Raw genomic sequence first — 23123 nt, 5'->3', positions numbered from 1 at the left:
GGCATGAGTCGCGGGCCAAGTACGCACCGTTTGCACGACGCGTGGTGGACGCTGATCCTGTTGGCGGCAATCGGTCTGGTTGTCCTCGTGACGGCGATGTCCTTCGACGGCACCCTGCGGTCCTATGTGCCGGTGACACTGACCGCGGACCGTTCGGGGCTGGTGATGGACACCGGCGCCAAGGTCATGATGCGCGGTGTGCAAGTGGGCCGGGTCAACCAGATCGGCGACGACAAGAATGGGAGCAGCCTCCAACTGGAGATCGAGCCCGGCCAAATCCGTTATATCCCAGCTAATGTCGAGGCGCAGATCAGCGCGACCACCGCGTTCGGGGCCAAGTTCGTCGACCTGGTGATACCGCAGAACCCCAGTCGGGCGCGGCTGTCCGCCGGGGCTGTCCTGCATTCGAAGAACGTCAGCACGGAGATCAACACCGTGTTCGAGAATGTCGTCGACCTGCTCAACATGATCGATCCGCTCAAACTGAACGCGGTGCTGACCGCGGTGGCCGATGCCGTGCGCGGCCAAGGCGAGCGGATAGGCAAAGCCACCACCGACCTCAACCAGGTACTGGCGGCGCTCAACGCGCGCAGCGAAACCATCCGTGCCGACTGGCGCTCACTGAGGAACTTCGGCGACACCTATAGTGCTGCCGCCCAAGACATCCTGACGATCCTGAATGCCGCCAGCACGACCAGCACGACCGTCGTGAACCATGCAAATCAACTGGATACCCTGCTGCTCAACGTCATTGGCGTGTCAACTTCCGGCGCCAACCTGCTTGGTTACAGCAGGGACAATCTCGTCGCATCGGTCAACCTCCTCGAGCCGACCACGAACCTGCTCCTCAAATACAACCCCGAGTACACCTGCTTCCTGCAGGGCACCAAGTGGTATCTCGACAACGGCGGCTATTCCGCGTGGGGTGGCGCCGATGGTCGCACGCTGCAACTCGACGTCGCGCTGCTGTTGGGCAACGACCCGTACGTCTTTCCCGATAACGTGCCGCTCGTCGCGGCCAAGGGCGGCCCCGGCGGCAAGCCCGGGTGTGGATCACTGCCGGATGCCAGCAAGAACTTCCCGGTACGCGAACTCGTCACCAACACGGGGTGGGGGACCGGGCTCGACATCAGGCCCAACCCAGGCCTCGGGCACCCCTGCTGGGCCGACTACTTCCCGGTGACCCGCGCCGAGCCCAAACCGCCCTCGATCCGCCAGTGCATTCCCGGGCCGGCGATCGGGCCGAACCCGGGAGGACCGCCGTACGGTGCGGCGCTGTATGGACCGGGCGGAGTACCGCTCTGGCCCGGGGTGCCCCCGAAGGCGCCCGGCCCGCCGCCAGAGCCCGCCGCCGCGCCGCCGCCGGAAACAGGCCCCCCGCCACCGTAATCCCGTGACTGCCCACGATCGACATGCAGGAGAAAAACGATGCAGGAGAACCTGAAAGGCGTCGCACTGCGCCTGGGCATCTTCCTGTCGGTGTGCCTGCTGACCGCGTCCTTGCTGGTTGCCGTGTTCGGCGAGGTGCGTTTCGGTGACGGCAAAACGTACTACGCCGAGTTCACCAACGTGTCCAACCTCAGGGAGGGCAAGCTGGTGCGGATAGCCGGCGTCGAGGTCGGCAAGGTCGAAAAGATCTCGATCAATCCGGACGCGACGGTGCGGGTCGAGTTCACCGCCGACAATTCGGTCACCCTCACCCAGGGAACCGAGGCGGTGATCCGATACGACAACCTGTTCGGCGACCGTTACCTGGCGCTGGAAGAAGGTGCCGGCGGGCTGGCCATACTCAGTCCGCACCAAACGATTCCGCTGGCCCGCACCAAACCCGCGCTGGATCTCGATGCCCTGATCGGCGGCTTCAAGCCGCTGTTTCGTGCGCTGAACCCCGAGCAGGTGAACGCACTCAGCGAGCAGTTGCTGCAGATGTTTCAGGGGCAAGGCCCCACGATCACGTCATTTCTCGATCAGGCCGCGGCCGTGACCAATACCTTGGCGGACCGCGATCAGCTCATCGGGCAAGTGGTGAACAACCTCAACGTGGTATTGGGTTCGCTTGGGGGCCAAAGTGATCGGTTAGACAAGGCGGTGACATCGCTGTCGCAACTGGTGCACGGGCTCGCCGAACGCAAGACGGACATCTCCAACGCGGTGGCCTACACGAACGCGGCGGCCGGCTCGATCACCGAATTGCTGTCGCAAGCGCGCGCGCCGTTTTCGAAGGTGGTGCACGAGACCGATCGAGTCGCGGACGTCGCACTCGCCGACCACGACTACCTGGACAATCTGCTCAACACGCTGCCGGACAAATACCTGGCACTGGCCCGTCAGGGTATGTACGGCGACTTCTTTGCCTTCTACCTCTGCGATGTCGTGCTCAAGGTCAACGGCAAGGGCGGCCAGCCCGTCTACATCAAGGTCGCCGGTCAGGCCACCGGACGGTGTGCACCGAAATGACGTCACGCGCGGAACGCAAACGGCTGATCATCGGTGCGGTCGGCATCGTGGCGATCACCGCAATTGTGCTGGGCGCGCTGCAATACCAGAATCTGCCATTTCTCGATCAGGGCAAAAGTGTGTCCGCGTATTTCGCCGACGCCGGCGGGCTGCGAACCGACAACACCGTCGAAGTCTCGGGCTACCCGGTGGGCAAGGTGTCCAGTATCGAGCTCGAGGGGCCCGGTGTGCTGGTCACGTTCAAGGTCGACGACAACATTCGGCTCGGAAACCGCACCGAGGTGGCGATCAAGACCAAAGGCCTATTGGGCAGCAAGTTCCTCGACGTGCTGCCGCGCGGTGAGGGCCGGCTCGAGGGGCCCATTCCCATCGAGCGGACGACCTCGCCCTACCAATTACCGGACGCACTAGGCGATTTGGCCACCACGATCAGCGGGCTGAACACCAACCGGCTGTCCGAATCGCTGGACACCATGGCGCAGACCTTCGCCGATACACCGGCGGATTTCCGCAGCGCGCTCAAAGGGGTGGCCCGCCTGGCCCAAACGCTCGACGATCGCGACTCCCAACTGCGTAGCTTGCTGGACAACGCCGCCAAAGCAACGGGGGTGCTGGCCAAGCGCACCGATCAGATCGTCACCCTGGTGCGCGACACCAATGCGGTGTTGGCACAGCTGCGGACACAAAGCTCGGCCCTGGATCAGCTCTGGACGAATATCTCGGCGGTCTCGCGGCAACTGCAAGGGTTCATCGCCGAAAACCGACAGCAACTGAGGCCGGCGCTGGACAAGCTCAACGGCGTGCTGGCCATCGTCGAGAACCGAAAAGAACGGGTGCAGAAGGCCATTCCGCTGATCAACTCCTACGTCATGTCGCTGGGCGAGTCCCTGTCGTCCGGCCCCTTTTTCAAAGCGTATGTGGTAAATCTGTTGCCGGGGCAGTTCGTTCAGCCATTCGTCAATGCCGCGTTCTCCGACCTGGGACTGGACCCGGCCACCTTGCTCCCGTCGCAGCTGACGGACCCACCGACCGGCCAACCCGGAACTCCGGCGTTGCCGGTCCCGTATCCGCGGACGGGCCAGGGCGGCGAGCCGCGATTGAATCTGCCCGACGCGATCACCGGCAATCCCGGCGACCATCCGTGCGGTCCGCCCGGCGTGCCGTTGCCCGGTCCCGGCTGCTACCCCTACCGGGAGCCGCCCCCGGCCCCGCCGCCCGGCGGTCCACCGCCCGGGCCGCCCGCGTTGGCGCCGGGAGGCCAACCGTGACAACAAAACTCCGACGGTCTCGATCCGTGTTGGCGACCACCCTAATCTTGGTGCTGGTCGCGGGCGTGATCGTCGCGATGCGAACCGCGGGCGAGGCCGCCCGCACCGTCGTGGTCGCGTACTTCGACAACAGCAATGGCGTGTTTGCCGGTGATGACGTGCGCATCCGGGGGGTGCCGGTGGGCACCATCCTCAAGATCGAGCCGCAGCCGCTGCGGTCCAAGATCACGTTCTCGGTCGACAGCAAGTACAAGGTGCCCGCAAGCGCCAAGGCCGCGATCTTGTCGCCGCAACTGGTATCGGGCCGGGCTATCCAGCTGACGCCGCCCTATGCGGGCGGTCCCGTACTGGCCGACGGGGCGGTGATCGACCAGGACCGCACCGTGGTGCCGGTCGAGTGGGATGACTTGCGCGCCCAAGTTCAGCGGTTGACCGAATTGTTGAAGCCCACCCAGCCGGGCGGCGTCAGCACGCTGGGCTCCTTGATCAATACCGCCGCCGACAACCTGCGCGGGCAAGGCTCCACCATCCGCGACACCATTATCAAGCTTTCGCAGGCGGTTTCGGCGCTCGGCGATCACAGCAAAGACATCTTCTCCACCTTGAAGAATCTGTCGATACTGGTGACGGCGCTGCATGACAGCGCGGATCTACTCGAGCAACTGAACCAGAACTTGGCCGCAGTGTCCTCGCTGTTGGCCGATGATCCCAATAAAGTCGCTCAAGCGGCCGAGGACCTCAACGCGGTCGTCGGCGATGTGCAGAGCTTCGCCGCCGAGAACCGTGAGCCGATCGGCGCCGCGTCGGACAAGCTCACGTCGATCAGCAAGGTGCTGGTCGACAGCCTCGGCGACATCAAGCAGACACTGCACATCAGCCCGACGGTGTTGCAGAACTTCAACAATATCTTCGAGCCGGCCAACGGTGCACTGACCGGCGCCCTGGCGGGCAGCAACATGGCAAATCCAATCTCGTTCCTGTGCGGCGCAATTCAGGCCGCTTCCCGGTTGGGCGGCGAGCAAGCGGCGAAACTCTGCGCGCAGTACATGGCGCCGATTGTGAAGAACCGTCAATACAACTACCCGCCGATCGGGGAGAACCTTTTCGTCGGCGCGCAGGCGAGGCCCAATGAGGTTACCTACAGCGAGGATTCGATGCGCCCCGACTACGTTCCGCCCGCCGCGAACGCGCCACCGCCGGCTCCCGCCGTGCCGGTGAGTGAGACGGTGTCGACCGACCCCGCGGCGGGACTGCGCGGCATGATGATGCCGCCGGGAGCTGGCTGATGAGACGGTTGCGCCGCTGCGCGGCGAGTCTGTTGACGGTCGCGGCTGTGTCCGGGTTATCCGGCTGCGGTTGGCACGGGCTGAATTCGCTGCCGCTGCCCGGAACCCAGGGCGCGGGGCCGGGGTCGTTTGTGATCCAGGCACAGATGCCGGATGTCAACAACATTCAACCGAACTCGCGGGTGCGCGTCGCCGACGTGACGATCGGCCACGTGACGAAAATCGAGCGTCAGGGCTGGCATGCGTTGGTGAGCATGCAGCTCGACGCAGGCGTCTCCCTGCCCGCGAACGCAACGGCCAAGATCGGCACCACCAGCTTGCTGGGCTCCTATCACATCGAATTGAGCCCTCCGAAAAGCGAAGTACCGCAGGGCAAATTGCGTGCGGGTTCCGTCATCCCGCTGGCGCACGGCGGCGCCTACCCCAGCACCGAGCAGACGTTGGCGGCGCTGTCGTTGGTACTCAACGGCGGCGGACTGGGTCAGGTACAGGACATCACCGAGGCGTTGAGCACGGCGTTCCGCGGCCGCGAGCACGACGTGCGCAGCCTGATCTCACAGCTGGACAAGTTCTCCGCCTACCTCAACGACCAGTCCGGTGACATCATCGCGGCCACCGAGAGCCTGAACCGCGTGGTGGGGAAGTTCGCCGCCCAGCAAGCGGTCCTGGACCGCGCTCTGGCGACCGTTCCCGACGCCCTGGCGGTGCTCAACGATGAGCGGGACAAGCTCGTCGAGGCGGCGGATCAGTTGAGTAAATTCAGTGCCCTGACTGTCGATTCGGTCAACAAGACTAAAACGAACCTGATCAAGGAGCTACAGCAAGTCGGACCGGTGCTGGAATCGCTGGCCAACGCCGGCCCGGCCTTGACGCGATCGCTGTCCCTGCTGGCTACCTTCCCGTTTCCGAACGAGACATTCCAGAATTTCCAGCGCGGCGATTACGCCAACTTGACCGCGATCGTCGACCTCACGCTCAGCCGGATCGACCAGGGCCTGTTGACCGGCACTCGATGGGAATGCCATCTGACCCAGCTCGAGCTGCAGTGGGGTCGCACCGTCGGCCAGTTCCCCAGCCCGTGCACCGCAGGCTATCGGGGCACCCCGGGCAATCCGCTGATCGCGCCATATCACTGGGATCAGGGGCCCTAGATGCTGCATCTACCGCGCCGGATCATCGTGCAGCTGACCGTTTTCATCGTGATTGCGCTGGCCGTGCTGGCGGTCACCTTCCTGCACTTCGTCAAGCTGCCGGCCATGTTGTTCGGCGTCGGCCGCTACACGGTGAAGATGGAGCTCCCGGAGTCCGGCGGGCTCTATGGCACCGGCAATGTCACCTATCGCGGTTTCGAAGTGGGCCGGGTGGAATCGGTGGGGCTGACCGACACCGGCGTGCAAGCGGTGCTGTCCCTGAAGTCCGGCATCGACATTCCATCGGACCTCAAAGCCGAGGTGCACAGCCATACGGCGATCGGCGAATCGTATGTCGAATTGTTGCCCCGCAACGCCACATCGCGACCGCTGAAGGACGGCGACGTCATTCCGCTGGCCAATACCTCGGTACCGCCCGACATCAATGCCCTTCTCAGCGCGGCGAATACCGCTTTGGGGGCGATCCCGCACGACAACTTGAAGACCGTCATCGACGAGTCGTATACGGCGGTGGGCGGCCTTGGTCCGGAGCTTTCCCGGCTGATCGTGGGAACGTCGGATCTGGCGAGCGATGCTCGTGAGAATCTCGACCCGATGGTGGCGCTGATCGATCAGGCGCGACCGGTGCTCGATTCGCAGAGCCACACCTCGGACGCGATTGCCGGCTGGGCATCGCATTTGGCCACGGTCACCACCGAATTGCAAACGCACGACGCAACTGTCGCCCAGGTCATCGATCAGGGCGGTCCAGCCCTGGGGGAGATGCGTCAACTGATCGAGCGCGTGCAACCCACCTTGCCGATCCTGCTGGCCAACCTGGTCAGCGTCGGGCAGGTCGCAGTCACTTACCAAAACGACATCGAACAGCTGCTGGTGGTATTCCCGATGGCCATCGGCGCCGAGCAGGCCGGCATCCTCGCCAACCTCAACACCAAGCAGGCGTATCGGGGCCAGTACCTGAGCTTCAACCTCAACCTCAATCTGCCGCCACCGTGCGCTACCGGATTCCTGCCGGCCCAACAGCAGCGCGTTCCCACGGCCGAGGACTACCCGGGCCGCCCGGCCGGCGACCTGTACTGTCGGGTCCCGCAGGACTCACAACTCAATGTCCGTGGGGCCCGGAACATCCCGTGTGAAACCGTGCCGGGAAAACGCGCACCCACCGTGAAGTTGTGTGAGAGCAACGAACAGTACGTGCCGCTCAATGACGGCTTCAACTGGAAGGGCGACCCCAACGCCACGTTGTCCGGTCAGGACATCCCGCAGTTGCCGCCCGGATCGCCTCCGCGTGCGCCGGGTCCCCCCGCTCCCGCGCCGCCACCCATCACCGCCGCCCAATACGACCCGGCCACCGGCACCTATACGGGGCCGGATGGCCATCAATACACGCGATCCGACCTGGCTCAAACCGCGCCGAAAGACAAGACATGGCAAACCATGTTGCTGCCACCGGGGAGCTGACGACGATGACAACACGCACCAACCACGATGTCGATGGAGGACGGTATGTCGGTACTGACTGATTCCGAACCGGCGGTGGAGGCTGACCTTCCCGAGGACAAATTCCCCGAATCCGAAGTGGCCGAGCAGGATTGCGCACCGCAGACCCGACCGAAAAGGGCCGGGCCGCGTTACGCGACAATCTTCGGGCTGATCGTCGTCGTTGTACTGGCGGTGCTGTTGTGTTGGTTAGGATTTCGCGATCACCAATCGCAGCAGGGGCAGGCTCAGCGTAGTCAGCTGCTCCAAGTGGCCAGGCAGGGTGCGCTGAACCTGACGACCATCGACTATCGGCATGCCGATGCCGACGTGCATCGCATTCTGGACGGGGCAACGGGCGAGTTCTACAACGACTTCTCCAAGCGCTCACAGCCATTCGTCGAAGTACTGCAGCAAGCCAAGGCAACGACGGTCGGCACCATCACCGAGGCGGGCCTGGAGTCCCAGACCGCCGACACCGCCCAGGCGCTGGTGGCAGTGTCCGTGCAGACCTCGAATGCCGGTGAAAGCGACCCGGTTCCGCGAGTGTGGCGGATGCGAATCACCGTTCAGAAGGTCGGCGATCAGGTGAAGATCTCCAACGTCGGATTCGTGCCATGAGCGCGATCGAGTCGCTGCACGTGGCCGAGCCCGCCGAGACCGAAATTGCCGCGCAGGCCGACATGCCGGAGACCGAGGCGAGCCCGGCCGGTGCGCGGCGTCGTATCCGCTGGTCGCGGTTGATCGCCTACGCGCTGCTGCCCGCGCTGGCGTTGTCAACGGCGGCCGGCGCAGGTTTTCTCAAATGGCGGGACGCCTCCGTGCGCGACACCGCCGCCGCCCGCGCGGAATCCGTGCAGGCCGCCACCGACGGCACCGTTGCGCTGCTGTCCTACCGGCCCGACACCGTGCAGAAGGAACTCGAGGCCGCACAGACCAAGCTGACCGGAACGTTCCTGAACGCCTACACGAAACTCACGCACGACGTGGTGATCCCCGGGTCGAAGCAGAAGCAGATCTCTGCCGTGGCTACCGTCCCGGGCGCTGCGTCGGTATCGACTACGACCGACCACGCCGTCGTCCTACTCTTCGTGAACCAGACCATCATCGTTGGTCAAGACGCGCCGACCAGCACCGCGTCCAGCGTGCGCGTCACGCTCGACAAGATCGACGGGCGTTGGCTGATCTCGCAATTCGACCCGGTCTGAGCTCACCACGATGAAACGCCGGCAGTCTGACCACACATCCGAAAAGCCGCTCGCGGCTGCGGCTTTGGCGGCGGCGATGCTGCTCGCGACTGCGATGGCGCCGCGCGCGCACGCCGACACGGTGGCCTACCTGGTCAACGTGACGATGCGGCCCGGCTACCACTTCGCCAACGCTGACGCCGCCCTGAGCTATGGACATGGGATCTGCGACAAGGTATCTCAGGGTCATAGCTACGCACAGGTCATGGGTGATGTGAAGGCCGACTTCAACACCACCGATGAATACCAGGCCTCGTACCTGATCAGCCAGGCGGTCACCGAGCTGTGCCCAGCACTGATCTGGCAGCTACGAAACTCGGCAGCACATTACCGACCGCCGTCCGCGGCCGGCAGCTGACGAAGCCGATGGAAGGGAACAACCACATGCGGTATCGATCGCTCTTCGCATTGTGCTGCACGGCTACCGGCGCGGTATGCGGTGCGCCCGCGGCGCAGGCCGACAACAAGCGACTCAACGACAGCCTGGTCGCCAACGTCTTCACGGTTCAGCACCAAGCCGGCTGCACCAACGACGTGAAGATCAACCCGCAGCTGCAACTGGCCGCCCAACGCCACACCGTCGACGTCCTCAACAACCGAAACCTCAACGACGACATCGGTTCTGACGGGTCCACGCCACAAGACCGGGCGAACGCCGCCGGCTTTCGCGGGCGGGTGGCCGAGACCGTGGCGATCAATCCCGCCATCGCGATCAGCGGAGTCGAGCTGATCAACCAGTGGTATTACAACCCCGGGTATTTCGCGATCATGTCCGACTGCGCCAACAGCCAGATCGGAGTGTGGTCGGAGAACGGTCGCGATCGCACCGTCGTGGTCGCCGTCTACGGACAAACCGATCGGCCGCCCGCCACACCACCCACGGCGGGGCCGCCGCCTGTGGTGGCAATGCAACAGAACATCCCGCTGGATCCCAGCCCCGACTACGACGCGACCGACGAGGTCGAGTTCGGCATCAACTGGCTCCCGTGGATCCTGCGAGGTGTATATCCGCCGCCCGCGATTCCGCCGCAGTAGCGCAAACTCCGATCAGCTGGGCGTCAGCGTGAACGGCAGCCAGTAGACGCCCGGGCCGTCGCCGGGGCATCCGGGTGCGCCGACGGTGAAAGTTCGCTCCCCACGGAAACTTCCGTCACCGTTGGGCATCAGGAAGTCGGAGCGCTTGGTGTCGACCAAGCTGCCGTCGTCGCAGTGGAACGGGTAGTCCGAGCTCGATACCCACCTGTCGATGGACCACCGGTAGTCGAACAGGGTCGGCGCAGTCGGGTTGTCCGCCAACGGGTCGATCAGCCAGTGCGCGATACAGCCGGAGGCGTCGCAGGTGGTGGTGAAGCTCGCCGGTTGTATCGACGGTTCCGAAGGTCGCGGTTTGCCATTGAACGTCTGCCTCGAATGATCGAGAAAGGTGTCGTAGGCGCCGTTGAGCGGGACGGGTTGCGACCGGTCGGCGCCGGCTGCCGGTGCGGCGACGACGGCGGCGACAAGAGCGAGCCACCCGGCTCGTGCCGGGTACCTGAGAGCCATCGCGTCACTTTAGTCCGACCCGGCGCCGGGTTGCCCGACAATGCGAATACTCGTTGCAGGACCGAACTTTCGGCGCTTCTGAGCTGTAGCGTCGGCACCGATGCGTGTTAGCCTGTCGATTCCCGTCGCGTTAGCCTCGGGCACGGCAGACAAAGGAGTAATCGCGCAATGATGCGTATCGCCCAGGTTGCGGCGGCGACCGTAGCTGTCAGCCTGATGAGTGTGCTGGCGACCGGCTGCAGCAGCAAGTCGACCGTCAAGCCCGAGGGGGCAGCACAATCGGTGGTCGACGTCGTCTCGAAGCAGACCGGTTTTCATCCCACCGATGTGCACTGCCCCGACGGTGTGGAGGCCAAGGTCGATGTCCAGTTCGACTGTCACTTCACCGGCCCGGAGGGCAAGGAGTACACCGCGAACATGAAGATCACCAAGGTCAACGGCGAGCAGGTCGAGTTCGCCGTCAACAGCCACCCGAGCTAGGCCGGGCCGGGCCGGAACCGATCCGCGGTGGTGGCCAGTACCTCGCGGCAGCCGGTCCACATTTGCTTGATGATCTCGGCGGCCGGTGGAAGGTCGTCGATCCGGCCGGCCACCTGACCGGTGTTGGCGACGCTGGCGTCCATATCGCCCTCGAAATACAGTCGCTGGACGCGTTGCAGCGCGGCACCGCCTTCCTCGAAAGAGGCTGATCTATCTAGCTTTTCGGCGGCGGGAGTCCGGATCACGCGCATCATCCGCTTGCCGTCAAGGGGGAGCAGCACGGTGCCGGTCTCGTCGGCCGCCACGACCGCCTGTTTGAGGTTGCCGTGCACCGGCGAATCCGCCGAAGCCAGCAACCGGGTGCCCATCTGGACGGCTTCGGCACCGAGGACAAACGCCGCGGCCATTGATCGCGCGTCGCAGATTCCGCCCGCCGCCACGATCGGGACATCGACGTGAGCGGCCACCAATGGCAGCAGCACCATTGTCGACGCCCCGAACCGGTTCTTGAACCCGCCGCCCTCGACCCCCTCGACGACGAGGCCGTCCACTCCGGCATCGACGGCCTTCTTCGCCGCGGCCAGGGTGCCCACCACGTGGAACACCGTGATGCCCGCGTCGTGGAGCCGCTCGGTGAACAGCGAGGGGCTCCCGGCCGAGGTGGTGACGAAGCGAATGCCGTTGGCGACGAGCAGGTCGACGACCGTCAGATCACGGTTGAACAGCAGTGCGATGTTCGCGCCCACCGAACCGCCGGTAAGGGTGCGCACCCGTTGGATGTCGGCCCGCCCCTGATCGGAGGTGGTCTCGATGATCCCCAACGCGCCGGCGTTGGACACCGCGGCGGCGAGCTGGGCGCCGGCGATGTAGGTCATCGGCGCCTGGATGATCGGGATATCGATGTGCGCGAGTTCGCACACCCGATTGGTTGCGGGCCCGGCCCGGCCGGCGGTCATCGGTCCCGCGGATCGACGAGGTCACGGAACCGCTCCGCCGCGAAGACCGACGCACCCAGCTGACGGAGGCGGTAGGTCAGCGCCCGGTCGGATGTCACCACCCGGATTTCGTTCGGGCTGGCGTCGGCTTCAACCAGCCGGACGATCTCGTCGTCGGCCGAGTTCGCCGCCGCTTTGGGCGCATGCGCGATCTCGATCACCGTCGACGTGATCGCGGTCCTGGGCGGCCGTTCGAATACCACCGTCACGGTCTATCCTTGCGCCGCGGCCCATTCGTCCAACCTGTCTACCAAAGCGACCATGGCCCGCTCTCGATCCTGCCACCACCCATCTGGGCGACTGCCGATGACGTTCATCCCGTCGACGATCCACCGCACCACGCCACCGTAGGGCCGACCGGTAGCAACACGCGATTTCGATGGCTAGACACTTTGAGTGATTGGTACGGTCACCGGTATCAGTGTCCCGGGTTCGACAAGGAGAGCGCCAATGACGTCGTTAGCCGATACGAGCGACCGTGTGGTCTCGCTGGCACGCGGCATGCGCGATCTCGTGCAGGAGCAAGCCGCGGAGTCCGAGCGGATTCGCACCCTGTCCGCGCCGATCGTGGACGAAATGTGGGCCAGCGGGCTGATGTCGTCGTTCAACCCCGCGGTCGCCGGTGGTCTCGAGCCGTCCTTTACCGAGATGATCGGGACCTGGATCGAAATGGCTTGGCAGGACGGCTCATTCGGGTGGGTCGGCATCGCCAACCTGCCGTCGTCGTTCGCCGCGGCGGCCTATCTGCCCGACGAAGGTTTCGCCGAGGTGTTCACCGCTCACGACAACCGCGTGACGATGGGCGGCCAGTTCTTTCCCAACGGCCAGGGCACCGTTGTCGACGGCGGCTATCTGCTGAACGGCGCGTGGAGTTTCGGTTCCGGCATCGGCCACTCCGAATATGTCGCAGCCGGATTTCTGCCGGTGGACAACGGCGAGATGCGCTGGATCAGCGAGGGCCTGCCCGAGATGCACGTGGCCGTACTGCCACGAGAACAGGTCAACTTCAACGACGGATGGCATGTCCAAGGACTCAAGGGAACCGGCTCCTACGACTACAGCGTCACCGACGTGTTCGTCCCACAGAGCCGCACCTTCGAGTTGTTCGCCCGCCACCCACATCGCGGAACGTCGCCGGCCACCCGGATGGGCCTGATGCCGGTCACCGCCGCCGGTCACGCGTCGTGGGCATTGGGCGTGGCCAAGAGCATGCTCGACGACGTGCAGGAACTTGCCGCCACGAAATTCCGGATGAGTGACATGGCGTCACTGGCCAGCCGCCCCACCTTCCAAAAGGGCCTCGCCCATCATCGCGCGGCCTGGCGCGCCGCGCGCCTGCTGGTGCTCGACGCCTTCACCACCGCCGAGGCCGCGGTCGCCGCGGGCGAGGAGCTGACGCCGGGCTTGCGCGCGGATATGCGGGTGGCCGCCGTCTACGCCACCGATACGGCCCGAAGCTGTGCCGAATGGGCCCACCTGGTCGCCGGCACCAGCTCGATCCGCGAGGGCACCCGCCTCGAGCGCGCATTCCGCGACATCTACACCGGAACCCAACACGCCTTTATCAGCGAGAAGGTGGCCATCGACGCCGCGCAGATATGGCTGGGCATCATCGAGGATCAGCCGGGGCTATAAACCGGGCAAGCCCGCTCAGAGCACCTGCTCACCAGTCTGTTTGCCATCGGCATCTTTGGCGTCGGGGTTGCCGTCGTCGTTGGTCAGCGAGGACGCCAGTGCCGTGCCCGACCCACCCGCGGCGGCTCCACTCGCGCCGGCCGCACTCGCGGCCGCTCCGCCTGCCGATGCACCGCCTGCCGTTGCGCCGCCGAGGCCGCCCTGGCCGACCGAGCCGAGCGACGAGCCGAGCGAACTGAGGGTGCTCAGCGGCGCGCTGCCGGCGCTGAGCAGCGTCGATGCCGCGCTCATCGCCGAAGGCATGGTGGCCGCCCCGGCCGCCGGGGTCGGCGCGGCGGCCGCTCCCTGGACCAGGTTGGCCAACGCCGGGGTGCGGGCCGGCGTGCCGGCCGCGCCGGGCACCGCTTCGGCACGCAGCAGCCGTGTGGCCGGCGCCGGACTGGCCAGCGACCTCGACATGGGCGCGCCGGCGCTTTCGAATTCGACGGCAGTGCTGCGCGCGGCGTTGGTTTGCAGGGCGCCCGCGGCCGTCGCGTCGGTCTGGGCGTACATCCGGGTGATATTCACCAGCGCGGCGCCCGTCCGCGAAATCTCTTGGTGTGCCGCGGCGTGGGCGGCCAGCGTCTTGCCGGCCTCGGCGGCAAACGCCATGGCCGCCGTGGTCGAGATCTCCTCGGCGCCCGCGGGCACCAGCGCGGTCACCGCCGGCGCCGCCGCGGCGGCCGCCGCGATGGCGGCGGCGCCCATTGCCGTCAATTGAGCGCCGATGATCGCAACGGCGGGATCGTGCGACATGGATGTCATGTGCAGTGATTCTACCGAGGCGCCCGGCTGCCAGCGGCACAAATCTGGGGCGCCGGGTTATCGGCGTCCGATCACAGGTGTGTCAACAACCGATCGGTGAACACCTCGGGATGTTCTCGGTGCATGAAATGTCCGCCGGGAACCTCTTCGACGACGTAATCGTTCTCGAACATCCGCGCGGCACCCCGGTAGTCGGAGGGCTCGGCGACCGGATCATCCAGTCCGGCAAAGGCAACCGTGGGCACCTTGATCCGCACCTTCAGTGACGCACTGGGGATGGGGGAGAGCTTGCGGTAGTAGCCGAACGCGGCGTTCAGACTCGCCGGATTCGCGAAGCTCGCGCGCACGGCGTCGAACTCGCTCGGATCCGGGTTCCACGTCGGGGACCATCGCCGGTAAATGGCGGGCAGCGCCGCGAAGTCATTGCGCGCGAAGCGGTTCGGCGCCCCCGGCAGCTTGTAGGCCACGAAATGGCGGACGCCCCAGACCTTCCGCAGCGTTGGTTTGAGCGCCGCCGGATGCGGAATGCCGATCGCGAAAAGCTTTTTCACACGATCGGGCCCGAGTGCGGCCGCGCCATAGGCAGCCGACGCTCCCCAATCGTGGCCGATCACGATCGCGTCTTGCGCGCCGAGCGCTTCGATCAACGCCAGCGGATCGCGAGCCAGGGTCTCCTGATCCGGGTCGCGATCCGGTATTCCACTGGGGTCATATCCGCGCATGAACGGGCTCACCGCGCGGTAGCCTTTCGCGGCGATTCGCGCGCGCAGCGAGTCCCAGGAGTGCGCGGTGTCGGGAAACCCGTGCAGCATCAGCACCAGGGGGCCCGAGCCCTCCTCGAGATAGGCGAATCTGAGCCCATTCGCGTCGACGAACCGCACCGAATCTGCCATGACGTGCGCGACATTACGCCGATCGTCGGGGCGCGGCGAGCCCTTGTTCACGCCGCCTCGCGGCATCGCCACCTCCCACGGCCAATGCCCACCCGAGCGTCGCCTACCATCAGCGCATGCGCGGCTCAAAAATCCTGATCACCGGCCCGACCGGACAAGTTGCCACCCCCGTCGCCAAGGCGATGGCAGCCGACAACGAAGTGTGGGGCATCGCCCGGTTCACCAATCCCGCGGTCCGCGACGACCTCGAGAAGGCCGGCGTGCGGTGCCAGACGGTCAACCTGGCCGCCGGCGACTTCGCCGGTCTGCCAAACGACTTCAACTACGTTCTCAATCTCGCGGTGGCCAAGAGCGGCCACTGGGACAAGGATCTGGCGGCCAACGCCGAATCCGTCGGACTTCTGATGGCCCATTGCCGTAGTGCAAAAGCGTTCGTGCACTGCTCATCTGGGGCCGTGTACGACCCACCGGACGACAAGATCCGAACCGAGGACGCCGCGTTGGGCGACAACCACAAGCCGCTGTTCCCCACCTATTCGATCTCGAAAATCGCCGGCGAGGTCGTCGCACGGACCATGGCGCGTGCCCTGGACGTACCCACGACCATCGCCCGCCTCAACGTCCCCTACGGCGACAACGGCGGGTGGCCGTTTTACCACATGGAGATGATGCTGGGCGGCATCCCGATTCCGGTACCGCACGGCGGCCCGGCCCGCTACACGCCGATCCACGAGGACGACATCATCGCGACCATCCCGAAGCTGTTCGAGGTGGCGTCGGTCCCGGCCACCACCCTGAATTGGTGCGGCGAGCAGACCGTCAGCCTGCAGGAGTGGTGCACCTACCTTGGATCACTGGTCGGCAAGGAGCCGGTGTTCGAGGAGAGCGAGCAGGCGTTGCGCGGCAACCCCACCGACGCAAGCCGGATGCGCGAGCTCGTCGGCGCCGCGACGGTCGACTGGCGCGACGGCATGCGGCGCATGGCGACCAAGTTCCACCCCGAGCTCGTCAGCGCGTAACGCGCCTACCAGTAGCGCATCGCCGAGCCGAACAAATCGGCCAGAACCGGCTTGCTCATCTCTCGCGGCGCGTTCTGCAGCAGACGCTGCTGGGGGAAGGCACCTTCGGTGAGGGCGGCGATGTCGTCGGCCGTGTAGCCCACCCCGCCAAGCCCGTTGGGCATGCCCACCGCGCGCATGATGCGGATCAGTTCGGTCGCGAGCACCTCGCCCGCATCGTCGGAACCGGCGTCCCGGGTGTCGGCGCCCAGCAGTCGGGCCGCCTCGGTGTGGCGCTGCGGGCTGGCCTGCGCGGTGAACCGAAATACCGCGGGCGCGTTGACGATCACGGACATGCCGTGCGGGACCAGCGACTCCTCGGACGGGTAGCCCGCGGGGTGGAAGTCACGCACCAGCCCGGCAACCGCGTAGGCCATGCCGTGCGGCGCGTGCACACCCGCGTTGCCGAAAGCAATCCCCGCCAGCGTCGCGGCCCACATCATCTGCTCACGCGCTTGGGTGTCGGAGGCATCTTGAACCGCCGGTTCCAGATTGCGGCCCAGCACTCGGAGCGCCTCGCTGCAGCCCAGGTCGCTCCACGGGTTGGCGCCCTGACTCATCGGCCGCAAGCTGGGCCGTGGCGGAGCGGGCCGGTGCACGTAGGGGCGCGCGGTGTAGGACTCCAGGGCGTGCGACAACACGTCCAGGCCCGCCGCGGCGACGACTCCGGCGGGCAGACTGGCGGTGCTGTCGGGGTCGACGAGCGCCTCGGTGGGACGCAACGCAGGCGACGCGATTCCGGTCTTCACCGTCAGCGACAGCAGGTCGAAAATCGCGATTCCGGTGACCTCACTGCCAGTGCCGGCGGTGGTGGGGCAGGCGATGTGCGGCTTGAGCGGTCCGGGTACCGGTTTGCCTTCGCCGATCGGCGCATTGACGTAAGTGAGGAAGTCCGCCGGATAGGTGGCGTAGAGGTTGGCAGCCTTGCATGTATCGATCACCGAACCGCCACCCAGTGAGATGTAGCCGTCGGGATTCACCTCTTGGGCGAAGCGCGTCGCTTCGGCGAAGGACGCATCCGTGGGTTCGACGTGCACGTCGGCGAAGGTGACCACGTCCAGACCGGCCGCGACCAGCGAGTCGCGGGCCGTGCTGAAGATGGGCAGGCCAGCCACGGCGGCATCGGAGAACAACGCCACCCGCCGCAGGCCCAGCGCGGCGGCCCGCTCGCCCAACTCCGCGAGACAGCCGCGCCCGAACGTGATCCGGGAAGAGTCGACGGTGAAGGCTCCGTCACAGCCCTGCACCACAGCCGGGAATTCGCAGCACGCCATGTCTCTATCCAACAACTCGACACCAGGTCGCGCGAATGGCGGCCGGGTTGGTGCGCGGGCATGATGCACCCATGCCGCTCTATGTGCGTCACACCCGCTCGGCGCGAATCGTCGATCTGCCGCGCCGCATCTGCGGAAAGTTGGCCGAACACGCCGCATCCCACCAAGTCGACCTCAACGATGTCCAGGTGTGGCTCACGCACAGCGAAAACCCGCCGGCCAGTTCGCTTTTCGGCAAGCTACTGGGCCGTCGGGCAAATCCGGTCGATCCCGACGACGAGCACTGGACCGCGCTGGTTCTGCATCCCACGCAGCTGCTGGTGGCCACCGACGGAGAAAAGCGCGGGACCGCGGTGATTTCGGTGCCATTGGCGCAGGCGTCGATGACCACGGACGCCGTCGATGGCGATCCGGCCGGATTCACGATCACCGGCTTCCCGGGTGAGCAAACCGGCAGTTACTACGTCGGGCTGGGGCCCGAACCCGATGCGGCCGGCTGCATTTCGGCGGTGCACGGGGCGATCAGCGGGGCCAAGCGCTAGACCACGCCGAGCCGGCCGACACGGCGAAATCTTGACCGGGCTAGGATCGCAATGCTAAGCAGGTGCTCAGCATACGGGCACGGGAGCGCCGGGCTCGATCAGGGTTGATCGGGAAGGGAACACATGACTCTGCAGGCAGTACTGGACGACCTAAGTAAGCGCCCCGGCTCGGGTGAGGTCATTCCGGTCATCAATCCCGCGACCGAAGAGGTCATCACCGAGTTCGCCGACTGCGGACCGGAGGCGGTGGACGAGGCGGTCGCCCGCGCGAAGGCATCCTTCGAATCGGGCGTCTGGTCGCAGCTTCCCGGACGCGAGCGGGCCAAGGTTTTGTGGCGGATCGGGGAGTTGATCGACGAGCACGCCGAGGAGTTCGCCCAACTCGACTCGCTCAACACGGGCATGCCCCTGATGCAGGCACAGTTGCAGATGTCGACGGTTTCGGAGTTCTTCCGCTACTACGCCGGCTGGTGTACCAAGCTCAACGGCGTCGCCTACGACGTGAAGACCGACGGCATCGCGTCGGACGCCTACGTGGACATGCACGCCTACACGCTCAAGGAGCCGTACGGCGTGGTGGGGCTGATCTTCCCGTGGAACGGCCCGATCTTCAACGCGAGCGCGAAGCTTGCGCCGGCCCTGGCCGCGGGCAGCAGCCTGCTGGTCAAGCCCGCCGAGGAGACGCCGCTGTCGGCAGTGCTGTTGGACCGGCTCATCCACGAGGCCGGCGTTCCCGAGGGTGTGGTCAACCTGCTGGCCGGATACGGGCACACCGCGGGCGCGGCCATCACCGCGCACGCGGGAGTCGAGAAAGTCGCCTTCACCGGGTCGACCGAGGTTGGCAAGGAGATCGTGCGGGCATCGGCCGGCAACCTGAAGAAGGTCACGCTCGAACTCGGCGGCAAGTCGCCGGTGCTGATCTTCGACGACGCCGACATGAACAAGGCCCTGTTGATGGCGTCGCTGGGCATCTTCGTGCACTCCGGCCAGGGCTGCGTCTGCGGATCGCGGATCTTTGCCCAACGCGGCGTGTACGACCAGGTCGTAGAAGGCATCTCCATGATGGCGAATACGTTCAAGCTCGGTGCTCCGAGCGAGGAGGGCTGCGTCAGCGGCCCACTGATCAGCCAGAAGCAGCTGACCCGCGTGATGGGCTTCATCGACGAGGGCAAAAGCGACGGCGTCGAGGTGGTCACCGGCGGCTACCGGCTGGACCGCAAGGGTTACTTCGTGCACCCGACGGTGCTCACCAACGTGGACACGGGCATGCGGCTCTACCAGCAGGAGATCTTCGGGCCGGTCGTCACCATCCTGCCGTTCGACGACGAGGACGAGGCCGTGGCGCTGGCCAACGACACCACCTACGGCCTGGCGGCCACCGCGTGGACGCAGGATGTCAGCCGGGCCCACCGGATGCTCAAGCGACTGCACGCCGGCAGCGTCCAGGTGAACTGCCAGTTGGTGTTCGACCACGACGTACCGTTCGGCGGCCACAAGCAGTCGGGCTGGGGACACGAGTTCGGCAAAGAGGGCATCGACATCTACCTGAAGACGAAGTCGGCCTGGATTCAGCTCTAAATATCCGCTGCCGCAACAAGATAGCTCCGAACCCATCCGGGTTCGGAGCTATCTGCCCCTCAGACTCAAGACGTTCTGTTGTACCGAGTCAGGAACCCGATGGACGCCACCGCCGCGGCGGTGCCGATCACGCCCCACAGCACCAGCTGGAAAGCCATCGCTGAAAAGAACCAGCCGAACGTCATTCCGATGTAGAGCATCCAAATCAGCCGGAAAAAGCTCCAGACCGCAACCAGGCCGGTGCTGATCCCGATGTACAGGCTCCGTTGGCGATCGACGCGGTTGATCTGCTCTTGGATGCCAGTCGGCACGATGTTCATTTGCTGTCTTCCTTTCGTGGGGCCGCCACCTCGTTGGCGGCGTCGTTGCGATAAGTACAGGCGCCCACGCCGGCTACCGATCCCAACAACGTCCGACCCCCAGGGGTCACGCGCAGGTCAGGATGCCGGTGCTGTTCTCTCCGCCCCGTCGCCAACCGGGTGATTCATCTCGGCCAGGAACTGGCGATAGCGCTCGGCGTGATCGGGGCGGCGTCGGGTGACCAGCCAGCCGGCACCCAGCAGTACGAACCACCCGGGGAAGCACGCCAAGGCGATCGCGGTGTCTTTCTCCGTGCTGAGCGTCCACGCGACGAACGCGAAGAAGGCGAAGACGACCCAGCACATCACCCGGCCGCCGGGCATCTTGAAGGCCGAGTCCGCGTGGCGCTGTGCATGCCGGCGCCGATAAACGAGGTAACTGACCAGGATCATCGCCCAGACGAACATGAACAGCAGCGACGCAATGGTGGTCACCAGCGTGAAAGCACCTATCACCGAACCGCCGATGTGCAGCACGGGGACGGCGGTCAGCAGGAGTGCGGCCGTGACGAACAGGGCGGGGGCCGGCACGCCGCCGCGATTCAGCCTGCGGAAAACCGCCGGAGCGCTGCCTTCGTCGGCCAGACCGTAAAGCATGCGGCCGGTGGAGTACATCCCGGAATTGGCCGCCGACGCCGCGGCGGTGGTGACGACGAAGTTGACGATCGAGGCCGCACCGGCGAGTCCGGCGAGCGAGAACATGGTGACGAATGGGGACTCGTTGCCGTCGAACCGCCGCCACGGCACGACGGTGAGGATCACCAGCAGCGCACCGACATAGAAGATCGACACCCGCAGCGGCACGGCATTGATCGCGCGCGGAAGGGTGCGGCGCGGGTTCACTGTCTCGGCCGCGACGGTGCCGACCAGTTCCACGCCCACAAACGCGAAGAACGCGATCTGGAATCCACCGACCATGCCCATGAAACCCGTGGCGAAGAATCCGCCGCTGTTCCAAAGGTTTTCGATCGTCGCCGGATCGCCTTGCGGTGAAACGAAATTGGTGGATAGCAGGATGACGCCTACGACGATCAGACCGATGATCGCAACGACTTTGATTAAGGCGAACCAGAATTCGATCTCGCCGAAGTTGCGAACGCTGAACAAGTTGACCAGCAGGATCAGCCCGCACGCGACCAGCGCCGGTACCCACGCCGGCAGCCCGGGCCACCAGAACTGTAAGTAGCCCGCGATCGCGACGAGTTCGGCAACACCGGTGGCGATCCAGGCGAACCAGTACGACCACCCGACGAAAAAGCCTGCCCCGGGCCCCAATAGGTCGCCCGCGAAGTCGACGAATGACTTGTAGTTCAGATTCGACAACAGCAGTTCGCCCATCGCGCGCAGCACGAAAAACAAGAAGAACCCGATGATTCCGTACACCACGACTACCGATGGGCCGGCGCGGGAGATCGTACGCCCGGCGCCCATGAACAGGCCCGTTCCGATCGCGCCTCCGATCGCGATCAGCTGAATGTGACGGTTCTGCAGGCCGCGATGGAGCTGGGAGACAGCAGGATTGCGCTCGGCGACGTCCTCGCTCATGTGTCACGTCCTCGCGGTTCCGAGCTTTGGCAGCCTCAGCTAACCATTGCTGTGCCAAACACGCTAATTCCTATCTTCACGCCCCGCGCCTGACCACGCCGATTGTCAATTAACGTACGCTCACCGACATGGGCTGGTTCGAGCGAGCAAAGAAAGCCAGTGCGGGACAGCGGGTCACGCGGGCCGACCGGCAGCACGCGAACGACGCGGTCGCCGAACTCAACGCGCTCAACGCCGAACGGGAACGGCTGATCCGCTACGGCCTACCGGGCGTCGCATCAATCGTGGCGATCCGGGAAGACATCGCGACGACAGTGCTGGGTTCGTGGCACGAGCTGGAGCTGGACGTGCGGTTGCCCGATCACGACACCTACCGCGCCAGGCGCCGCGTTTTACTCGAGCTGTCGACGGCCCCGCATCTCAAGGTTGGCGCCGAAGTGCCGGTGCGAATCGATCCGGAAGATCGCTCGAAAGTCCTCGTCGTCGCGAGGCCCTAAGCCGTCTTGACCATGAGCTTGCCGACGTTTTTGCCGTCGAACAGCATGTTGATCGCGGTCGGCAGCTGTTCGAAGCCTTCGACCACGGTCTCGAGCGGCGTGAGCTTGCCCGCGGCGATCAGGCCGCTGATCTCGCGCACGGCATCGGGCGCGCGGCCCAGGTGATCCAGAACGATGAAGCCCTCCACCGTCGCGCGCTGGATCAGCAGGTTGCCGAATGCACGCGGGCCGGGCGGCGGATCGGCCGAGTTGTAGCCGGAGATCAGGCCGCACAATGCGACGCGCGCGCGAATGTTGAGGCGGGCGAAGACCGCATCCATGATCACGCCGCCGACGTTCTCGAAGTCGACGTCGATGCCGTCGGGCGTCGCCGCACGGAGTTGGGCGGCCCAATCGTCGGCGCGGTAGTCGACGGCCGCGTCGAAGCCGAGCTCCTCGGTCAGCAGCCGGCACTTGTCCGGGCCGCCGGCGATCCCGACGACGCGGGCGCCGTCCGCCTTGGCAAGCTGGCCGGCGATCGAACCCACCGCACCGGCCGCGGCCGAGACGACAACGGTCTCACCCGGCTGCGGCTTGCCGATGTCGCGGATCCCGACCCACGCGGTGAGCCCGGTCGTCCCGAGCGCGCCCATGTAGGCACTCGGGGAGACGCCGTCGGCGACCTCGACTCCGAACAACGGCATCGTGTCAGAGACAACCACGTACTCCTGCCAACCGACGAGGCCCTGCACGATCTGGCCCACCGAATAGTTGGGGTTCTTGGATTCGACGACCCGGCCGATCCCGCCGGCCCGCATGACCTCGCCGATACCGACCGGAGGCAGGTAGGTCGGCGTGTCATTGATCCAGGTCCGGTTGGTCGGATCCAGCGAGATCCATTCGACGCGCACCAACGCCTCGCCATCCCTGATCTCGGGGATGGCCTCCTCACTGAGCTCGAACGTGTCGGGCCCGATACGTCCGGTGGGGCGCTCACGCAAGAGGAAGCGGCGATTCACATCAGGCATGAGCGCGCGCTACGCCGCAGGGCCGG

The 23123-nt window shown here is 65.6% G+C and carries 24 protein-coding genes and 1 pseudogene; 16 read left to right on the top strand and 9 right to left on the bottom strand.

Annotated elements, in window-relative coordinates; all coding sequences use genetic code 11:
• Nucleotides 1-3 precede the first annotated feature (3 nt).
• From LMQ14_RS12790 to LMQ14_RS12745, 10 genes are all read left to right on the top strand, one after another.
• Nucleotides 4-1389 (top strand): MCE family protein, encoded by a 1386-nt coding sequence (locus tag LMQ14_RS12790; protein WP_267735069.1) that lies wholly within the window; start codon nucleotides 4-6, stop codon nucleotides 1387-1389.
• A gap of 39 nt (nucleotides 1390-1428) precedes the next feature.
• Nucleotides 1429-2457, top strand: a complete 1029-nt coding sequence (locus LMQ14_RS12785; protein ID WP_267735068.1) for a virulence factor Mce family protein — start codon at nucleotides 1429-1431, stop codon at nucleotides 2455-2457.
• Nucleotides 2454-3725: a virulence factor Mce family protein gene (locus LMQ14_RS12780; protein ID WP_267735067.1), complete on the top strand. Its 1272-nt coding sequence runs from the start codon at nucleotides 2454-2456 to the stop codon at nucleotides 3723-3725. Before LMQ14_RS12785 ends, LMQ14_RS12780 begins: the two co-directional genes overlap by 4 nt.
• The gene (locus LMQ14_RS12775; RefSeq protein ID WP_267735066.1) at nucleotides 3722-5011 is read left to right on the top strand and encodes a virulence factor Mce family protein; all 1290 of its coding nucleotides are present in this window, start codon (nucleotides 3722-3724) and stop codon (nucleotides 5009-5011) included. Before LMQ14_RS12780 ends, LMQ14_RS12775 begins: the two co-directional genes overlap by 4 nt.
• A complete protein-coding gene (locus LMQ14_RS12770) occupies nucleotides 5011-6162 on the top strand; it encodes a virulence factor Mce family protein (RefSeq protein ID WP_267735065.1) in 1152 nt (383 codons plus the stop codon). The genes LMQ14_RS12775 and LMQ14_RS12770 overlap by 1 nt, the downstream gene beginning before the upstream one ends.
• Complete coding sequence (locus LMQ14_RS12765; RefSeq protein ID WP_267735064.1) at nucleotides 6163-7623, top strand: MCE family protein; 1461 nt, start codon at nucleotides 6163-6165, stop codon at nucleotides 7621-7623.
• A gap of 45 nt (nucleotides 7624-7668) precedes the next feature.
• Complete coding sequence (locus LMQ14_RS12760; RefSeq protein WP_420714644.1) at nucleotides 7669-8262, top strand: mammalian cell entry protein; 594 nt, start codon at nucleotides 7669-7671, stop codon at nucleotides 8260-8262.
• A 104-nt stretch (nucleotides 8263-8366) separates the two neighbouring features.
• Nucleotides 8367-8849, top strand: coding sequence for a hypothetical protein (locus tag LMQ14_RS12755; RefSeq protein WP_267735487.1), 483 nt, complete (start codon nucleotides 8367-8369; stop codon nucleotides 8847-8849).
• 10 nt (nucleotides 8850-8859) lie between these two features.
• Nucleotides 8860-9246 (top strand): DUF732 domain-containing protein, encoded by a 387-nt coding sequence (locus LMQ14_RS12750; protein ID WP_420714643.1) that lies wholly within the window; start codon nucleotides 8860-8862, stop codon nucleotides 9244-9246.
• 26 nt (nucleotides 9247-9272) lie between these two features.
• Complete coding sequence (locus LMQ14_RS12745) at nucleotides 9273-9923, top strand: CAP domain-containing protein (RefSeq protein ID WP_267735063.1); 651 nt, start codon at nucleotides 9273-9275, stop codon at nucleotides 9921-9923.
• Between the two features lie 12 nt (nucleotides 9924-9935).
• On the opposite strand, the gene LMQ14_RS12740 is transcribed toward LMQ14_RS12745, so the two are convergent.
• Nucleotides 9936-10430 (bottom strand): hypothetical protein, encoded by a 495-nt coding sequence (locus LMQ14_RS12740; RefSeq protein ID WP_267735062.1) that lies wholly within the window; start codon nucleotides 10428-10430, stop codon nucleotides 9936-9938.
• A gap of 168 nt (nucleotides 10431-10598) precedes the next feature.
• Here LMQ14_RS12740 and LMQ14_RS12735 point away from each other — a divergent pair, with 168 nt between their 5' ends.
• On the top strand, nucleotides 10599-10910 hold the full coding sequence (locus LMQ14_RS12735) for a DUF4333 domain-containing protein (protein WP_267735061.1): 312 nt from the start codon (nucleotides 10599-10601) through the stop codon (nucleotides 10908-10910).
• Here the strand turns inward: LMQ14_RS12735 and LMQ14_RS12730 are convergent.
• Together LMQ14_RS12730 and LMQ14_RS12725 are read right to left on the bottom strand one after the other, a co-directional pair.
• Nucleotides 10907-11785, bottom strand: coding sequence for an NAD(P)H-dependent flavin oxidoreductase (locus LMQ14_RS12730; protein ID WP_267735485.1), 879 nt, complete (start codon nucleotides 11783-11785; stop codon nucleotides 10907-10909). The genes LMQ14_RS12735 and LMQ14_RS12730 overlap by 4 nt on opposite strands.
• A gap of 77 nt (nucleotides 11786-11862) precedes the next feature.
• Nucleotides 11863-12243: pseudogene (locus tag LMQ14_RS12725) on the bottom strand (NYN domain-containing protein).
• A gap of 112 nt (nucleotides 12244-12355) precedes the next feature.
• Between LMQ14_RS12725 and LMQ14_RS12720 the strand changes: the two are divergent.
• On the top strand, nucleotides 12356-13540 hold the full coding sequence (locus LMQ14_RS12720; RefSeq protein ID WP_267735060.1) for an acyl-CoA dehydrogenase family protein: 1185 nt from the start codon (nucleotides 12356-12358) through the stop codon (nucleotides 13538-13540).
• A gap of 15 nt (nucleotides 13541-13555) precedes the next feature.
• Here the strand turns inward: LMQ14_RS12720 and LMQ14_RS12715 are convergent, their stop codons facing one another.
• Together LMQ14_RS12715 and LMQ14_RS12710 are read right to left on the bottom strand one after the other, a co-directional pair.
• Complete coding sequence (locus tag LMQ14_RS12715; RefSeq protein WP_267735059.1) at nucleotides 13556-14344, bottom strand: PE domain-containing protein; 789 nt, start codon at nucleotides 14342-14344, stop codon at nucleotides 13556-13558.
• Nucleotides 14345-14415: 71 nt separating this feature from the next.
• Nucleotides 14416-15303 carry an alpha/beta fold hydrolase gene (locus LMQ14_RS12710; protein ID WP_267735058.1) on the bottom strand — a complete coding sequence of 296 codons (888 nt, stop codon included), beginning with the start codon at nucleotides 15301-15303 and terminating at the stop codon, nucleotides 14416-14418.
• A 50-nt stretch (nucleotides 15304-15353) separates the two neighbouring features.
• Between LMQ14_RS12710 and LMQ14_RS12705 the strand changes: the two genes are divergently transcribed.
• Nucleotides 15354-16256: an NAD-dependent epimerase/dehydratase family protein gene (locus LMQ14_RS12705; RefSeq protein WP_267735057.1), complete on the top strand. Its 903-nt coding sequence runs from the start codon at nucleotides 15354-15356 to the stop codon at nucleotides 16254-16256.
• A gap of 5 nt (nucleotides 16257-16261) precedes the next feature.
• Here LMQ14_RS12705 and LMQ14_RS12700 read toward each other — a convergent pair whose 3' ends face one another.
• Nucleotides 16262-17569 (bottom strand): hydroxyacid-oxoacid transhydrogenase, encoded by a 1308-nt coding sequence (locus LMQ14_RS12700; protein WP_267735056.1) that lies wholly within the window; start codon nucleotides 17567-17569, stop codon nucleotides 16262-16264.
• Nucleotides 17570-17640: 71 nt separating this feature from the next.
• Here LMQ14_RS12700 and LMQ14_RS12695 point away from each other — a divergent pair, with 71 nt between their 5' ends.
• Both LMQ14_RS12695 and LMQ14_RS12690 read left to right on the top strand, forming a co-directional pair.
• Nucleotides 17641-18111: a hypothetical protein gene (locus tag LMQ14_RS12695; RefSeq protein WP_267735055.1), complete on the top strand. Its 471-nt coding sequence runs from the start codon at nucleotides 17641-17643 to the stop codon at nucleotides 18109-18111.
• 123 nt (nucleotides 18112-18234) lie between these two features.
• A complete protein-coding gene (locus tag LMQ14_RS12690; protein WP_267735054.1) occupies nucleotides 18235-19689 on the top strand; it encodes an aldehyde dehydrogenase family protein in 1455 nt (484 codons plus the stop codon).
• A 65-nt stretch (nucleotides 19690-19754) separates the two neighbouring features.
• Here the strand turns inward: LMQ14_RS12690 and LMQ14_RS12685 are convergent, their stop codons facing one another.
• Both LMQ14_RS12685 and LMQ14_RS12680 read right to left on the bottom strand, forming a co-directional pair.
• Nucleotides 19755-20009 carry a hypothetical protein gene (locus LMQ14_RS12685; RefSeq protein WP_267735053.1) on the bottom strand — a complete coding sequence of 85 codons (255 nt, stop codon included), beginning with the start codon at nucleotides 20007-20009 and terminating at the stop codon, nucleotides 19755-19757.
• Between the two features lie 117 nt (nucleotides 20010-20126).
• On the bottom strand, nucleotides 20127-21593 hold the full coding sequence (locus LMQ14_RS12680) for an amino acid permease (RefSeq protein ID WP_267735052.1): 1467 nt from the start codon (nucleotides 21591-21593) through the stop codon (nucleotides 20127-20129).
• A 128-nt stretch (nucleotides 21594-21721) separates the two neighbouring features.
• On the opposite strand from LMQ14_RS12680, the gene LMQ14_RS12675 reads away from it, so the two are divergent.
• Nucleotides 21722-22090, top strand: coding sequence for a hypothetical protein (locus tag LMQ14_RS12675; RefSeq protein ID WP_267735051.1), 369 nt, complete (start codon nucleotides 21722-21724; stop codon nucleotides 22088-22090).
• On the opposite strand, the gene LMQ14_RS12670 is transcribed toward LMQ14_RS12675, so the two are convergent.
• Complete coding sequence (locus LMQ14_RS12670) at nucleotides 22087-23097, bottom strand: NADP-dependent oxidoreductase (protein ID WP_267735050.1); 1011 nt, start codon at nucleotides 23095-23097, stop codon at nucleotides 22087-22089. The genes LMQ14_RS12675 and LMQ14_RS12670 overlap by 4 nt on opposite strands.
• Between the last annotated feature and the right edge of the window lie 26 nt (nucleotides 23098-23123).

This window comes from Mycobacterium sp. Aquia_213, from assembly GCF_026625985.1.
Taxonomy (GTDB): Bacteria; Actinomycetota; Actinomycetes; order Mycobacteriales; family Mycobacteriaceae; genus Mycobacterium.
This window is presented reverse-complemented; position numbering and strand designations above follow the sequence as displayed.